Raw genomic sequence first — 15,859 nt, forward strand, 5'->3', positions numbered from 1 at the left:
TTAGGTGATAAAGCTTCAAATCAGCAACTTAATGATGCAAAATATTCATTAGTGCAATTTATTGCATGCAATATTAATCGATATGATATTTTTCCATTTTGTAATACAAATTACGAATAGAAATATTTAACGTCTTAGCAGTCTTTGTTTTATTAAAATTATTTTGTTCGTATATGTTATAAATATAGTCTCTTTCAAATTCCTCCATCGCATGCTGCAACGAATTTTCTTCTTTCAGTTTAGAAAAGGAATCTGGCGGTCCTATTGCATGGCTTCGCAACTCCGGTATGTATTTTTTTGTAATAACTTCCTCATTCATATCCATGAAGATCATCGCACGACTAATCACGTTTTCAAGTTCTCGTACATTACCGGGCCAGTCATAATTCATTAAATTATCTAATGCTTCATCTGAAATTGCTCGTACATTTCTACCGTAATCCATATTTATTTTTGGGATGATATGTTGAATTAACTCGGGCAAGTCACTTCGTCTTTCTTTTACAGAAGGAATGAATATTGGTAACTTATTAAGTCGGTAATATAGATCCTCTCTGAATGTATGATTCATGATGGCTTTTTCAAGATTTACATTTGTTGCAGTAATTATACGTACGTCAATAGATATAGGTTTTGAAGCTCCCACCCTGACGATTTCATGTTCCTGCAATACCCGAAGTAGTTTAGCTTGCATATTCAGGGAGAGCTCTCCTACCTCATCTAAAAAAATACTACCATGATTTGCTTCTTCAAATAGACCTTTTTTTCCTCCACGCTTGGCTCCTGTAAAGGCCCCGTCTTCATAACCGAATAATTCACTCTCCAGTAATGACTCCACGATGGCGGCACAATTTACGCGGATAAATTTATTATGCTTTCGATCACTCTCATTATGGATGGCGTGAGCAAAAAGCTCTTTGCCAGTTCCAGATTCTCCCCTTAAAAGCACGGTTGCAGGTGTTTTTGCTCCAACTCTCGCTTGTTCAAGAGCTAATTTCATCTCGGAAGAACTACCAATAATATCATCAAATGTATATCTTGCTTCCAAATTCCGAATAATTTGGCGTGCTCGTTTTAATTCCTTTGTTAGTGACTGAATTTCTGTTACATCATGTAGTACGCCTACACTACCTTTTATGACTCCATGAACGATAACCGGAGCAACGTTTACAATAACTTCTTTTTCACTAGGCCCAACTTTCATCCGTACTCCGCGGACAGCTCTCCTTGTTTGAAGAACCTTCATGTGCATGCTTTCTCCCTCAGAGATATCAACGGTTGCCGGAAATCCAATAACATCTTTTTCCTTTAACCCTGTTATTCGGGTATATGCCGGATTAATCATTAGCCCATTCCCATTTTCATCTACAACGCTAATCGCCTCATCAGAAGATCTAATTATTGCTTCAAGCATTGTTTTAATTTCGTTTAAATCTGTATTCTCTTCTGCAAGCTTCACCACTTCTGTAATATCCTTAAATACAGCAAAGGCACCAACCAACTCACCGATTTCATTAATGATTGGTATTCTGGTGGAAACAACCTTTTTCCGGTTCTCCAATACCAGTTTTTGATTTACTTCTTTCCTCTGAGTCTGTAGTACATGTGGAAGCCTAGTCGTCTCAACTAGTTCTGTGATATTTCTACCTTGAAATTGTTTTCTTGTTTTATGAAGTATTCTTTCGGCACTTTTGTTTATAAATTGAATACGTTCTCTCTCGTCAATCACTATCATTCCGTCATGTATATGATTTAATAATAGCTCTTGACGATTGGTTTGGTGCTGTAATTCTTTAAGAAGCGATTCCTTCTCATTAAGCAATTCAGAAATAATGTAAGCTACGGAACCAGGGATAACAACTGTTTTCCTTGGCCTTTCTGATACAATATCTTTTAAAACGCGTTCATTGCCGGTTGCTTCAATAACGATATCAATATCCCTTTTCAGCCAGGCTTTCCAATCTGATCCGACGGGGATACCTGAAATGGTCGCTAACTTTAGTCCTTTAGCATTTTCATCAATATCAATAACTGCCGCAATTTCCATACGTTCGGTTTCCAGCAGAAGATTTAATAAGGCACTTCCCCCTTTGCCTGCTCCAACAATAAGTACTCGCTTCATCTCATATCATCCCACCTTGCAGTATTTTGCATGCTTTTATTTTATTTTACTTTAATATGCATTGATTAGCAAATAGTCTAACATTCCTATTTTATATAATTTTTGTTATACTTGATTCGATGTTTACTCATATAAAAATAAAATCATCAGAGAGGAAACTGGGCTGAAATGGTGAGATTTATTGCATTTCTTCTATTATTTATACCTGGAGCTCTAGCGGCCTTTGGAATTAAATTAATGCGAGATACTATTTTTGACGATTTTTATCCGATTTTCTTTTATGCAAGCATTCAATTTGTTTTCGGTCTGCTGCTCTTTATAGGAAGCATACTTTTTCTCGGTGGATTTATTGTTTACCGCGATAGAAAAAAAGCAAAAAAAACTGAAGGATAAACAGAACGTACACGATTAATTGAGGAAGATAAGTAATTAACTGTCTTTTTTTATAAATTTCAACGATTTATCTTATAAATATGATATATTAATAAAAAATCAAGTGTTTCAGGGGGATTAAGTAATGAAAGTAGCGAAATTTGGGGGAAGCTCGGTAGCAAATGCAGAACAGTTAACTAAAGTAGGAAATATCATCAGAAGCGATGACAACAGAAAGTTTATCGTGGTATCCGCTCCAGGAAAAAGATTTAGCGGTGATATTAAAATGACGGATATGTTGATTGCGCTTGGTACAGCCTACCATAATGGAGAGGCATATGAAGAAAATCTGTCATCTGTTAAAAATCGGTTTAGTGAAATTATCGAAGAACTGAAAATAGATTTATCCGTATTGGAAGAAATCGAACATAGTATAAAATCAGCTTTAAGTGTAGAAGGTCCATTAGAAAGTAGGATGGATGCTATCAAAGCAATTGGAGAAGATAGTTCAGCTAAGATACTGAGTGCTTATCTTACGGATCAAGGTCTACCTGCATTCTACATAAATCCTCAGGAAGCTGGGATTATTGTTAGTAACGAACCGGGAAATGCTCAAATACTACCTGAGAGTTTTGATAAAATTTATTCACTTCATGAAAAAGAAGGTATTCTGGTTATCCCTGGATTTTTTGGTTATTCCAAAGAAGGTAATTTGGTAACATTCTCAAGAGGTGGTTCTGATATTACTGGTTCTATTATTGCTGCTGGAGTAAAAGCAGAAATGTATGAGAATTTTACAGATGTTGATTCGGTGTATACCGTAAATCCAACTATTGTAATGAATCCTAAGGAAATCACTATCCTAACGTATAAAGAGATGCGTGAATTATCTTATGCGGGATTTTCAGTTTTCCATGACGAAGCATTAATTCCTGCTTTCAGAGAAAAAATTCCTGTCTGTATTAAAAATACGAACAATCCGGAAGCACCTGGCACGCTAATCGTTGCTGAAAAAGAAGCTAGCGAGAAATGTGTTGTTGGAATCGCAAGTGATACCGGTTTTTGCAGTTTATATGTTAGTAAATTTTTAATGAACCGTGAAATTGGTTTCGGTCGTAAACTTTTAAACATTTTTGAAGATGAAGGTATTTCTTTCGAACATGCACCTTCTGGTATTGATGACATGTCCGTCATTTTTAGAGACAACAAATTTACTGCAGAAAAAGAGAATAGTATAGTCAATCGCATTAAAGAGGAATTATATGTTGATACCGTGAGTATTCATAGAGATCTGGCAGTTATCATGGTTGTTGGTGAAGGTCTTGTTAATACGATAGGAGTTGCGGAAAAAGCGACTTCCGCATTTGCCAAAGCAAATGTGAATATCGAAATGATCAATCAGGGGTCATCTGAAGTATCCATGATGTTTGGTATTAATGCTTCTGATATTGAGAAGGCGATTCAATCACTCTATACATCCTTTTTTGAATAACTGCATAAAAAAGAAAAAATATTACTGTATACTTGCAGTAATATTTTTTCTTTTTATTCAACTTACTCGGTGTTCCAGTCGCAGACGATCTGCAACCATCGCAATAAATTCAGAATTTGTTGGTTTTGCTTTTGAAATATTAATTGTATAACCAAATAAGGCCGAAATAGAATCGATGTTACCTCTGCTCCATGCAACCTCGATGGCATGTCGGATGGCTCTTTCCACTCTTGAAGCTGTCGTATTGAATTTTTTGGCAATGTCTGGATAAAGGACCTTCGTAATGGAGCCAAGAAGTTCAATATCGTTGTAAACCATTGTAATCGCTTCCCTCAAATACATATAGCCTTTAATGTGAGCAGGAACTCCAATCTCGTGAATTATATTCGTGATATTAGCTTCTAAATTTTGTTTTTTCCTTTCCACCTTTGTTGATTTACTCCTATTAGGACTAAGCGAAGTATTTCCTTTAACTTGACGTACTTGATCCGCCAGATTTTCCATATCAAATGGTTTTAATATAAAATAAGAGGCACCAAGGTCCACAGCCTTTTTCATAACTTCTTCCTGGCCAAAGGCAGTTAGCATAATTACATTTGGCTTCTTTTTTCTTTCCATGGCTCTTAATGTATTTAAAACCGCCAATCCATCTATATGCGGCATAATGATATCCAAAATTAATACATCCGGCTCTTTTTGTTCAAGCATAGTAATGCAATCTCTGCCATTATAAGCAGTACCTATGACTTCAATATCATCCTGTTCCTCGAAATATTCACTCATTAACTGAATCAACTCTCGGTTGTCGTCGACTAAACATACTGAAATTTTATCCAAAATATTGTTCCTCCCTTTTACTGGTATCCTCTGTACTTATTCTACAAAAAATGTAAATATCCTCTTTTTTATTGGAAAACTTTAGTTTTATTTTGTATTTCTTTGATTTACTTTATTTTTCTGCCATTTTCGATAATGTTCGATATTTATATGACAAGTTTGTCGAAAAATATTTATAAGTATATTATAACAAATATTAAAAAAATTACCAATAAAAAAATGCTTGTAATGGAATTACCACTACAAGCTTTAATTATGCTGCATTCTTGTCTGGTTTTTTTGCTGCGATTCCTGCATCCTGTAACATCCATTCTATATGGACACCATAACCGGAAGTGGGATCATTTACAAATACATGTGTTACTGCACCGATAACTTTACCATCCTGAATAATTGGACTTCCACTCATTCCTTGCACAATTCCCCCGGTACTTTTCAGTAATCTAGGGTCTGTTATTTGAATAACCATGCCTTTGGTGGCAGGAAACTTTTGTGGGATACTGCTTACGATTTCTATATCAAATTCTTCAATATTTTCGTCTTCCACGACGGTTAGGATTTTTGCCGGGCCTTCCTTAACCTCATGTGAAAGTGCCACTGGTAAAGGTTTGTTAAACTTATCATTTTTTATTTTTCCTTTCAGCGTACCGAATATACCATAAGGTGTATTTTTAGTGATTGTACCAATTCTATCTTCATCAATCGAAAATTTAGCCTGTTTTTCGCCTGGTATCCCATTATTCCCTTTTTCAATCGACGTAACAGAGGAATTAACAATGGTTCCATTATTAATTTCAATCGGCTTTTTTGTATCCATATCTGAAATGATATGCCCTAATGCACCATACTTTTTCGATTCTGGCTCATAAAATGTCATCGTTCCAATTCCCGCAGCAGAGTCACGTATATATAAACCAATCTTATATTCATTTTCTTTTTCATCAAGGACTGGTATAAGAGATGTTTTTATTGTTTCTTCACCACGTTTGATCGTTAGGTCGATTTTATTATGACCTTGTCCCGCTTTTTCTACATAAGATTTGATATCGCCCATTTCCTTCACAGAATCTCCATTGATTTTTAATATCACATCACCAACATTTATTTTTGCTTCTTCACCGGGAGAGGACATTCCTTTATCTCCATTAACCAAATGATGACCAACTACCAGGACGCCTCGGGTGCTCAATTTAACACCGATGGATTGTCCACCTGGAATGACGTGAATATTACTTAAATCTGATCCGCTAACCTTTTTCATTGGAAAAGCAGATGTGGGTAAAGATTCATGACTTGTTATGGTGTTGATTTCACTTTTATCGATAATTGGAAGTCCGATCTCGGATTGATTTTGAAAAGTCATTGTCTCGCTAGGTGCTGCAAAGCTTACCTGTTCAATTCCAAATTGAAAAATGGAAAATACAGATAAAATAAAGAGAAGTACACTATATCGCAAAAACGTAACATTTTTCTGTTGTTTTTCTTTCAATCGAATCACTCTCCTCCTCCCAACCCACCACATATCTCTGGTTCTGTAAGCCTAATTTGACCTGAACAGGTACAAATTAAACTGGAGAAACTTATGATATATGTGTAACATTTCCTATTACATTTATTGCAAATTCCGTATAAGTGTGTCTCTATATGGGTATTTGAAAAAATAATTTGCTGAAATTGTTAAAAAAGGAAAATAAAAAAACCGGTTACTATATTTTCCGGTTTTTTAAGAATTTTATCCTTTTTTATTTGATTTAAATGTAGATGCAAGTCCAAGCATTTCTTTTGCGTGATCTTTTGCAGTTTCTGTCAATTTGGTTCCTGTAATCATTCTGCTTAATTCTTCAATTTGTTCCTTTTCGGTAAGTTCTTTAACGTTTGTGGAAGTTCGTTTATTTTTTTCATTTTTTTCAATGAACTTATGTGTATCTGCCATTGCAGCTACCTGTGGAAGATGTGTGATAACTAATACTTGTGAATCCTTCGAAATCTGGTAAATTTTTTCAGCAATCGATTGGGCTACTCTTCCGCTGACACCAGTGTCGACTTCATCAAATATAACACTCGTTACGCCTTGATGTTTGGAGAATATTTTCTTCAAGGCAAGCATGATTCTCGAAAGTTCCCCACCAGATGCAACTTTAGAAAGTTCTTTTAAAGGTTCACCTGTATTTGTAGAGATAAGAAAACGAATATGGTCAAACCCATTTCTATGAAGTGTTGGTTTTGCTTTCGTACTGTTTTCATCAAAAGCAATTGAAAATGCTGCTTTTTCTAAGTAAAGCCCTTTAAGTTCTTTATAAATATCCTTCGTTAATGAATCAGCTGCTTGTTTTCTAATATCATGGAGTTGTTTTGCTTCCAGTAAAGCATCTTTTTCAGTCTCTTCAATCTGTTCCAGCAATACAGTTAGATGAGAGTCTTTGTTCGTGATTTGCTCCAACTCTTCTTCGATCTTTGCCATGTATTCCATAATTTCATTTACGGTTGTTCCGTATTTCTTTTTTAAACGATTTATTTCATCGAGCCTGGATTCAATTTCATTTAAACGTTCTGGGTTAAATTGTAGACTGTCGATTTGATTTCTCAAGTCATATGTCAGTTCTTCAAGTGTAAAATAGTGATTAGACATCTCTTCAGCCTTATCGGCTATAAATGAATCATAATTGCTGTTATCCTGTAAAGCCAGTTGAGCTTGGTTCAGCCATTCGAGTCCTCTTTGCTCCCCGTATAACGCATTGTATGCATCCTGTAGTGCTGTATGAATGCGTTCAAAGTTAGCAAGCGCCTTTCTTTCATCCTCGAGTAGTTCATCTTCATTCGGGGAAAGATTTGCTTGCTCAAGCTCATTCATTTGAAATTCAAGTAGATCGACCCGATGAGCCATTTGCTGTTCGTTATCATTCAATTTCTGATATCTTTTTTTCAAGGTATCCAGCTTATTATAGAGTTGGGTATATTCGTCTTTTGCTTTTGTTATTTTTTTCGGTTCATACATATCCAGAAAATCGAGGTGACTATCATTATTCATCAATGATTGAGTCTCATGCTGACTGTGAATATCAATTAATGTTTTTCCGAATTCCCTCAAAATAGCAAGCGTCACTAATTTACTGTTTACTCTGCAAATGCTCTTACCTGAAGCAGTAATTGTACGCTGCAGAACAACTTGCTCATCCTGAATTTCAATCCCATACTGGTTCCCTGTAGCATAAATTGGATGTTTTTTATTATCGATACTAAACAAGCCTTCAATATCAGCTTTTTTAGCTTCATGTCTGACGTATTCGACAGAGCCTCTTCCACCAGCCAATAATTGAATGGCGTCAATAATAATTGATTTTCCTGCGCCGGTTTCTCCTGTTAATACTGTCAATCCCTCATTAAATGTAATCGATATTTCATCGATGATAGCAAAATCCCGAATCGATAATTCTGTAAGCACAGTTATTCATCACCCCAATCAAGAAAACTATTTCCAATTAAAACTAAAGCATACCAATAAATCGATTTTTGATTTCAGCAGCATGATCAGGTGTTCTGCAAATAATTAAGCACGTGTCATCTCCGCAAATCGTTCCCATAATTTCTTCCCAATCAAGATTATCAATGAGAGCGCCAACAGCTTGCGCATTTCCAGGTAACGTTTTCAATATGATAAAATGACTTGCATACTCAATTTTCACAAAGGCATCAACAATTAAACGCTTAAGCTTTTCAAGAGGATTAAAGCGCTGATCTGCAGGTAGGCTGTATTTATAGTGTCCTGCTATTGTAGGTACTTTAACAAGTTGAAGTTCTTTAATGTCCCTGGATACGGTTGCCTGGGTCACATTGTATCCAAGAGATTTTAGTCGATCGACAAGATCATCCTGCGTTTCAATTACATTTTCCGTTATTAATTCACGTATTTTAATATGGCGCTGAATTTTACTCATAATTGCCCCCCCTTATTTAGCATTCGGATATACAAAGCCTTGCCATTATTTTTTTGGTAAATATAATAATCGGTGCGCTTCTGCTACAGTTTTCTCGATATCGATAGGTTCTAGTTCATTTTTTACTTCTTTCTTCCATCCGAAATGTGCAAGAAATTCAATATTTCCTTCTCCTCCTGTTATTGGGGAATACGTGACATTAATAAGCGTGTACCCTTCTTTTTCCGCAAACGTAATAATTCTATTTAGAACATCCACATGTACTTGTCCGTCTCTGACAATACCTTTATTACCGACCTGTTCTCTCTTCGCCTCAAATTGTGGTTTAATCAAGGCTATGACATCACTGTTTTCTGACAAAAGTTGTTTTAGTACTGGGAATATCAATTTGAGTGAAATAAATGAGACATCAATGGAGGCTAAATCAGGAACACCTTGTTTTAACATATCAGGAGTAACGTGTCGGAAATTTGTTCGCTCCATAACTACAACCCGATTGTCATTTCTTAATTTCCAATCCAATTGATTGTATCCAACATCAATCGCATAACTAAGAAGGACACCATGTTGAAGGGCGCAATCTGTAAATCCACCTGTTGATGATCCGACATCTATAAAGATTCTATCCTTTGCAGGAATAGCAAAATATTTTAATGCTTTTTCTAGCTTTAACCCTCCACGCCCAACATAGGGGATTTCTTTTCCTTTTATGGTTAGTGGTGAATCTTCCTCTACCTTCATACCTGGCTTATCAAGTCTTACCTGTTTAGAAAAAACTAAGCCCGCCATAATAACACGCTTTGCTTTATCTACGTTTTCGATTAAATGTCTTTCGACCAATAATTCATCCAGTCGTTTTTTCCTCATATGAAATATCCTTTACTGAGAACTTTTTTTAGTGATCCCTGTTACTGAAGTAATCCGTTAAATCCATTAAATTTGACGTTTGTGCACCTGCATCTTGCAATGCTTGTTTAGCCTTCTCTACATATATCTCTTTTTGCTGAATAGCCCCGTTTAAACCTAATAGTTTCGGATAAGTGCTTTTTAGGTTCTCTTCATCACTGCCAACCGGTTTCCCTATCTTTTCCTGTTCGCCAGTTACATCCAAAATATCGTCCTGTACTTGAAATATCAACCCAAGGTAATATGCAAAATCAGTTAAATGAGATAGTTGTTTTTCCGTCGCTTTACCAACATACGCTCCGGTATAGATAGCAAATTTAAGTAGTTCTCCAGTCTTTAATGCGTGGATTTGCTCCATCTTTTCCAAAGAAACGGCTTTGTTTTCTGCTTCCATATCAAGAATCTGTCCGCCAACCATTCCTTTTGGACCACTGCAAACAGACAGTCGATGAATAATATTTACTTTTTCTCTGTCATTCAGTAATGGATCGTTTGCAATTAATGCAAAGCTATGTGTCAACAAAGCATCTCCGGCCAAGATTGCTGTAGCTTCATTGAAAACCTTATGATTGGTTAATTTCCCTCGACGATAATCATCATCATCCATTGCAGGTAAATCATCATGGATCAGAGAATAAGTATGAACCATTTCCAGTGCGACTGCTGATGAAAGCACTTTTTGAATGTTACTACCATATACTTCATAACTTGCAAGTAAAAGGACCGGACGAAGCCTTTTCCCGCCTGCCTCCAAAGAATAAAGCATGGAGTTCTTTAATTGAATTGGAATAGAAAGATCCTGTAGATAGTGTTTATATTCTTTTTCAATCTTTTCTTTATAGTTATTTATATAGTCCGAAAGATTCGTTTTCACGTTCATTCTTCCTCCTGTACATCAAAAGGTTCCAATTCACCTTGCTCATTCAAGATTTGTGTCATTTTTTCCTGTACATTTTTTAACTTATCTCCGCATATTTTAGATAGATTCATACCTTCCTGGTAATAATTGATTGCCTTTTCCAATGGTACATCACCCTCTTCAAGCTTCGAAACAATTGTTTCCAGTTTTTCCATTGCTTCCTCAAAGGATATAGCTTCATTTTTCATTGGTTGGTTCCTCCTCAATAGTTAAGACCTGACAACTAAGATTCCCATCGCTCAAATTAACGGTTATGGAGTCATTTTGTTTTACTTTCTTTACAGATTTTATTATTTTCCCATCTGATGTATAAGGTAAAGCGAAGCCGCGTTTCATTATTTCCAAAGGGTTTACTAACGTTAATTTATCCATATTATTGGCTAAATGAACGGACTTCTTTTCTAGAATTTGTGACATGGAATTATTTTGTTGTTTACGTGCCTTGTTCAAATTACTTTTAGCTTGTTCCAACTGTTTGGCAGGATGCTGAGAAGCAAGCCTTCTGAATAGATGCGTAAAAGCTGCTTCATTTTGTTTTCTATTTTGTACAAATCCCCGCTGTAGCTGTTCCATATAGCTGTCCAATTCCTGTTCTTTCTGTTTCAGTAATTGTTCAGGATAACGAAATGCATAAGATTGTAATAATCGTGTAAAATAGTTTTTACTGCTGACGATTTCTCTATTGATATCCCTTGTAAGTGTTTTTCTCATTACAGTGATGCGATCCGTCAATTCGGTTTGAGATGGAACTGCAAGCTCTGCAGCACCTGTAGGAGTGGGCGCACGAAGGTCAGCAGCGTAGTCGCTAATTGTAATATCCGTCTCATGGCCTACTGCTGAAATTATCGGAATTTTCGAATTGAAAATAGCTCTTGCCACGACTTCTTCATTAAAGCTCCATAGTTCCTCAATGGATCCGCCACCACGACCAACAATCAACGTATCGAAATTTCCCTTGCTATTTGCCGTATCGATTGCTTCCTGAATGGATACGGTTGCTTGTGGACCTTGCACAAGTACAGGGATAACGGTGATGGAGACGATGGGATATCTTCTTTTAATAGTTGTAATGATATCTCTTACTGCAGCTCCTGTAGGTGAAGTGATAACTCCGATATGTTCTGGAAATTCAGGTATCTGTTTTTTATGGATAGCGTCAAAGAGACCTTCCTTATGTAATTTTTCTTTTAATTGTTCAAAGGCTAAATACAATGCACCGATTCCATCGGGTTCCATTTGCTGAATATAAAGCTGGTACTGTCCATATGCTTCATATACACTAATTTCTCCTTTAATCAGTACATTCATGCCATTCTCCGGTCTGAATTTCATATTTCTATTATTGCCTGCAAACATAACGGACTGAATTTTAGACTGATCGTCCTTGATGGTCATATACATATGTCCACGACTATGATGCTTAAAATTAGAAATTTCACCACGCAGCCATAAATTTCTCAAATGGGGATCTGTATCCATTTTTCGCTTCATATACCTATTCAGTGCTGTAACGGTTAAGTATTTATCATTCAATTCCAGACAGTCCTTTTGCTGCTTTTATCGTATTTTTAAGAAGCATCGTAATTGTCATTGGTCCGACACCCTTTGGTACTGGAGTAATATAAGATGCTATTTCTTTTACACTTTCAAAATCAACATCACCTGTAAGTTTGCCATCAGGTTGGCGATTAATTCCTACATCTATCACAACAGCACCTTTTTTTACATACTCAGCTGTGATTGCATGTGCTTTTCCAATTGCAGCAATTAAAATATCCGCGTTTGCAGCTATTTCTTTCATATTCTTCGTTTTTGAATGACAATACGTTACAGTTGCATTTTCATTTAGAAGAAGTTGTCCAACCGGTTTACCAACAATATTACTCCGACCAATGACAACTGCATGCTTTCCTTCTATTTCAATATCTTTTGATTTCAGCATCGTTATGATTCCAAAAGGTGTGCATGGCAAGAAGGTATCCTCACCTGTCATCATTTTCCCAATATTACTTGGATGAAAACCATCAACATCTTTATCTGGATGAATCGCTTCAATTACTTGCTGTTCCCTGATTTGATCTGGAAGCGGAAGTTGAACGAGAATACCATGAACAGACTTATCATTATTCAGTTCGTTAATAAGTTGAAGCAATTCAGCTTCACTTGTTGAAGATGGTAATTCAATTAACGAGGAAGAAATCCCTGTGATCTCGGCAGCTTTTTCCTTTCCTTTAACGTAGGATTTGGATGCAGGATTATCCCCAACTAGTACGACGGTTAAGTGTGGTGTCAAACCTTTTTGCTTTAATCCCTCTACTTCTATTTTCATTTCCTGCTTCAATTCTGCAGATAATTCTTTTCCATTAATAATTTGTGCTGTCATAATCTAGCTTCCCCCTTATGCAATTATCTTTGATAGTACGCCATTGATGAACTTTCCTGATTTGTCATCACCATATGTATTTCCTAATTCGACTGCTTCGTTAATCGATACATTTTTAGGAACTTCTTCGATGAAATGTAATTCAAAAGTAGCAATTCTAAGAATCGTTCTTTCGACAGAAGCAATCCGGTTAATGGTCCAGTTTTCAAGATTGTCCGAAATGATCGAATCTATCTTTTCTCTATGCGCTGTAACACCTTCTACCAGCATTTTCAAAAACTCGTCGCTCTCTTCCGACTCCAGAAACGCTTCGATCGCCTGTTGTGGTTCATTATCATTTATATCCAGTTGGAAAAGTATTTGAAATGCTTTTTCTCTTGCTGTATGTCGCTTCATTGATCATTAAACTCCTTTTTATTACCAATAGTATACTCCTACAAATAATAACATGATTAACATGGCTTTGCTAGAAACTATCCATTGGATAAAATAAATGAATAAAGCACAGACCAAGGGTAAAATCTGGCCTGTGCAATAAAATTGCTTCACTCTTCAGCTTCAGCGTCTTCTTTTCCTTCCATGTGTATCCCGACGACATGGATATTTACTTCCTGCAATTTAATTGCTGTCATTGTTTCCAGCGTCAGTCTAATATTGGTTTGGAGCTCCTGTGCAATTTGTGGAATGGATACACCAAACTTTAAAATTACATACATATCAATGGCTACCCCGTCATCAGTAAGTTCTACTTTTACACCTTTACTATGAGCTTTTTTACCTAAACGCTCTGCTACACCAGAGGCGAAGTTACCTCTCATCGCATAAAGGCCTTCTATTTCTGTGGCAGAAATCCCAGCAATAACCTCTATAACTTCAGGAGCAATTTCCACTTTTCCTAACGCAGTGTTATCACTTACTTCTAATAAGGGTTGTTCACTCATGATATCACTCCTTCTAACATATGATTACATCTCTTTTTCGAGAATTGGATTCTCTTCCAAAAAATTTGTATTAAAGTCACCATCTAAAAATACTTCGTGATCCATAATTAAATGGTGGAACGGAATTGTTGTATGGACTCCTTCGATTACAAATTCATCCAATGCACGTTTCATCCGCTTTATTGCTTCTTCCCTAGTTGGAGCATACGTAATCAGTTTGGCAATCATTGAATCGTAATAAGGGGGTATTTTATAGCCTGAGTATGCTGCGGAATCAACTCTGACCCCAAATCCACCAGGTGGTAGATACATTTTAATCTCACCTGCAGAAGGCATAAAGTCTTTAAATGGATTTTCAGCATTAATTCTGCATTCAATCGCCCAACCATTAAATTCAATATCCTCCTGTTTAAAGGAGAGTGGATTTCCATTTGCAATTCGAATTTGTTCCTTGATTAAGTCCACTCCGGTCACCATCTCTGTAACTGTATGTTCAACTTGGATCCGGGTGTTCATTTCCATAAAATAGAATTCTTTACTGTTTCTGTCAAAAATAAATTCAATTGTGCCTGCACCTAGATAGTTTACAGCCTTGGCAGCATTAACTGATGCCTCGCCCATTCTTTCTCGTATATCAGCTGTTAAGGCCGGTGAAGGGGTTTCTTCTATAAGTTTCTGTAATCTTCGTTGTATGGTACAATCCCTTTCACCAAGATGTACGGTATTGCCAAATTGATCGGCCAGTACCTGGATTTCCACATGGCGAAAATCTTCTATGAATTTTTCAATGTAAACTCCCGGGTTGCCAAAAGCCGTTTCTGCTTCTTTCTGTGTAACCCGAATTCCTTTAATTAACTCTTCTTCGGACCTGGCAACACGGATCCCTTTACCGCCACCGCCTGCGGTAGCTTTAATGATAACCGGGTATCCTATTCCACTGGCAACTTCAATCGCCTGATCTTCATTTTTAATTATTCCTTCAGAGCCAGGAACAATTGGTACATTTGCTTTCTTCATTGTCTCTCTGGCAACATCTTTTATTCCCATTTTTTGAATTGCTTCAGGGGTTGGTCCAACAAAAATAATATTGCAAGCTTTGCAAATCTCCGCAAAGTCGGCGTTTTCGGCCAAAAATCCATAACCAGGATGGATTGCATCGACTCCTGTCAATGTAGCTACACTTATTATATTTGTGAAGTTCAGATAGCTGTCTTTACTTAGTTTTGGTCCAATGCAATAGGCTTCATCCGCCAATTGGACATGTAATGATTCTTTATCTGCTTCTGAAAAGACAGCTACAGTTTCTATATCGAGTTCCTTGCAAGCTCGTATAATCCGGACTGCAATCTCTCCCCTGTTAGCAATTAACAGCTTCTTAATCAATTGCTCCATCCCCTTATTTTTTCTTTACTCGGAATAATGGTTGCCCATATTCTACTAGTTCACCATTCTCTGCGATGATTTCTACGATATCACCAGATACTTCTGCTTCAATTTCATTAAATAATTTCATTGCTTCTACAATACATACTACCGTATCTGGTTCAACAGAACTTCCTTCTGTAACAAACCTGTCATTCTCAGGGGAGGATGCAGTATAGAAGGTACCAACCATAGGAGAAACTATTTCGAAATCGTAGTTAACACTGCTGGGTTGATCTTCAGTACTGATTTTTATTTCTGTCTGTGCCTGCTCCGATTGCCCCTGAACTGGCAGATTTTCTTCTTGCTTGAACTGTGTTTCAATCGTTTCTGTTCCTACAAAAGGTTTTTGATTTATATCTTGATTACTTTTTTTCAGAGAAACGCTTGTCCCATTCGTTTCATACGTAAACTCAGATATACTTGATTGATCAATTAATTTTATTATCTCTCTTATTTCCTGAACTTTTAACATTTCCGGCACCCCTCTAGTTTTCATAGTTTATGTGGATACAGATTTTTTATCAAAT

At 36.5% G+C, this 15,859-nt stretch carries 16 protein-coding genes; 2 read left to right on the plus strand and 14 right to left on the minus strand.

What is annotated here, in order from left to right; all coding sequences use genetic code 11:
* Positions 1-73: 73 nt before the first annotated feature.
* Positions 74-2,122: a sigma 54-interacting transcriptional regulator gene (locus tag ACHABU_RS00895; protein ID WP_435761316.1), complete on the minus strand. Its 2,049-nt coding sequence runs from the start codon at positions 2,120-2,122 to the stop codon at positions 74-76.
* 168 nt (positions 2,123-2,290) lie between these two features.
* Here ACHABU_RS00895 and ACHABU_RS00900 point away from each other — a divergent pair, with 168 nt between their 5' ends.
* Positions 2,291-2,515 carry a DUF2627 domain-containing protein gene (locus ACHABU_RS00900; protein ID WP_435761318.1) on the plus strand — a complete coding sequence of 75 codons (225 nt, stop codon included), beginning with the start codon at positions 2,291-2,293 and terminating at the stop codon, positions 2,513-2,515.
* A gap of 124 nt (positions 2,516-2,639) precedes the next feature.
* Positions 2,640-3,986, plus strand: coding sequence for an aspartate kinase (locus ACHABU_RS00905; RefSeq protein ID WP_435761320.1), 1,347 nt, complete (start codon positions 2,640-2,642; stop codon positions 3,984-3,986).
* 57 nt (positions 3,987-4,043) lie between these two features.
* On the opposite strand, the gene spo0A is transcribed toward ACHABU_RS00905, so the two are convergent.
* The 13 genes from spo0A to accB all read right to left on the minus strand — a co-directional run bounded on the left by spo0A (position 4,044) and on the right by accB (position 15,804).
* The gene (gene spo0A / locus ACHABU_RS00910) at positions 4,044-4,823 is read right to left on the minus strand and encodes a sporulation transcription factor Spo0A (protein ID WP_435761322.1); all 780 of its coding nucleotides are present in this window, start codon (positions 4,821-4,823) and stop codon (positions 4,044-4,046) included.
* A 253-nt stretch (positions 4,824-5,076) separates the two neighbouring features.
* A complete protein-coding gene (gene spoIVB, locus ACHABU_RS00915) occupies positions 5,077-6,345 on the minus strand; it encodes a SpoIVB peptidase (RefSeq protein ID WP_435761324.1) in 1,269 nt (422 codons plus the stop codon).
* Between the two features lie 210 nt (positions 6,346-6,555).
* Positions 6,556-8,265 carry a DNA repair protein RecN gene (gene recN, locus ACHABU_RS00920; protein WP_435761326.1) on the minus strand — a complete coding sequence of 570 codons (1,710 nt, stop codon included), beginning with the start codon at positions 8,263-8,265 and terminating at the stop codon, positions 6,556-6,558.
* Positions 8,266-8,308: 43 nt separating this feature from the next.
* Positions 8,309-8,758, minus strand: coding sequence for a transcriptional regulator AhrC/ArgR (ahrC, locus tag ACHABU_RS00925; protein WP_435761328.1), 450 nt, complete (start codon positions 8,756-8,758; stop codon positions 8,309-8,311).
* A 45-nt stretch (positions 8,759-8,803) separates the two neighbouring features.
* A complete protein-coding gene (locus tag ACHABU_RS00930) occupies positions 8,804-9,625 on the minus strand; it encodes a TlyA family RNA methyltransferase (RefSeq protein ID WP_435761330.1) in 822 nt (273 codons plus the stop codon).
* Positions 9,626-9,653: 28 nt separating this feature from the next.
* On the minus strand, positions 9,654-10,538 hold the full coding sequence (locus ACHABU_RS00935) for a polyprenyl synthetase family protein (protein WP_435761332.1): 885 nt from the start codon (positions 10,536-10,538) through the stop codon (positions 9,654-9,656).
* Positions 10,539-10,540: 2 nt separating this feature from the next.
* Positions 10,541-10,771: an exodeoxyribonuclease VII small subunit gene (locus tag ACHABU_RS00940; RefSeq protein WP_435761334.1), complete on the minus strand. Its 231-nt coding sequence runs from the start codon at positions 10,769-10,771 to the stop codon at positions 10,541-10,543.
* Complete coding sequence (gene xseA / locus ACHABU_RS00945) at positions 10,761-12,116, minus strand: exodeoxyribonuclease VII large subunit (RefSeq protein WP_435761336.1); 1,356 nt, start codon at positions 12,114-12,116, stop codon at positions 10,761-10,763. The genes ACHABU_RS00940 and xseA overlap by 11 nt, the downstream gene beginning before the upstream one ends.
* Positions 12,109-12,966, minus strand: a complete 858-nt coding sequence (folD, locus tag ACHABU_RS00950; RefSeq protein WP_435761338.1) for a bifunctional methylenetetrahydrofolate dehydrogenase/methenyltetrahydrofolate cyclohydrolase FolD — start codon at positions 12,964-12,966, stop codon at positions 12,109-12,111. Before folD ends, xseA begins: the two co-directional genes overlap by 8 nt.
* 15 nt (positions 12,967-12,981) lie before the next feature.
* Positions 12,982-13,362 (minus strand): transcription antitermination factor NusB, encoded by a 381-nt coding sequence (nusB, locus tag ACHABU_RS00955; RefSeq protein ID WP_435761340.1) that lies wholly within the window; start codon positions 13,360-13,362, stop codon positions 12,982-12,984.
* Between the two features lie 149 nt (positions 13,363-13,511).
* On the minus strand, positions 13,512-13,907 hold the full coding sequence (locus ACHABU_RS00960) for an Asp23/Gls24 family envelope stress response protein (protein WP_435761342.1): 396 nt from the start codon (positions 13,905-13,907) through the stop codon (positions 13,512-13,514).
* A gap of 24 nt (positions 13,908-13,931) precedes the next feature.
* Entirely contained in the window at positions 13,932-15,290 is a 1,359-nt protein-coding gene (gene accC, locus ACHABU_RS00965) for an acetyl-CoA carboxylase biotin carboxylase subunit (RefSeq protein ID WP_435761344.1), read from the minus strand.
* A gap of 13 nt (positions 15,291-15,303) precedes the next feature.
* On the minus strand, positions 15,304-15,804 hold the full coding sequence (gene accB, locus ACHABU_RS00970) for an acetyl-CoA carboxylase biotin carboxyl carrier protein (protein WP_435761346.1): 501 nt from the start codon (positions 15,802-15,804) through the stop codon (positions 15,304-15,306).
* Between the last annotated feature and the right edge of the window lie 55 nt (positions 15,805-15,859).

The sequence above is a fragment of the Oceanobacillus sp. CF4.6 genome (genome assembly GCF_051262635.1).
Classification (GTDB): Bacteria; Bacillota; Bacilli; order Bacillales; family Amphibacillaceae; genus Oceanobacillus.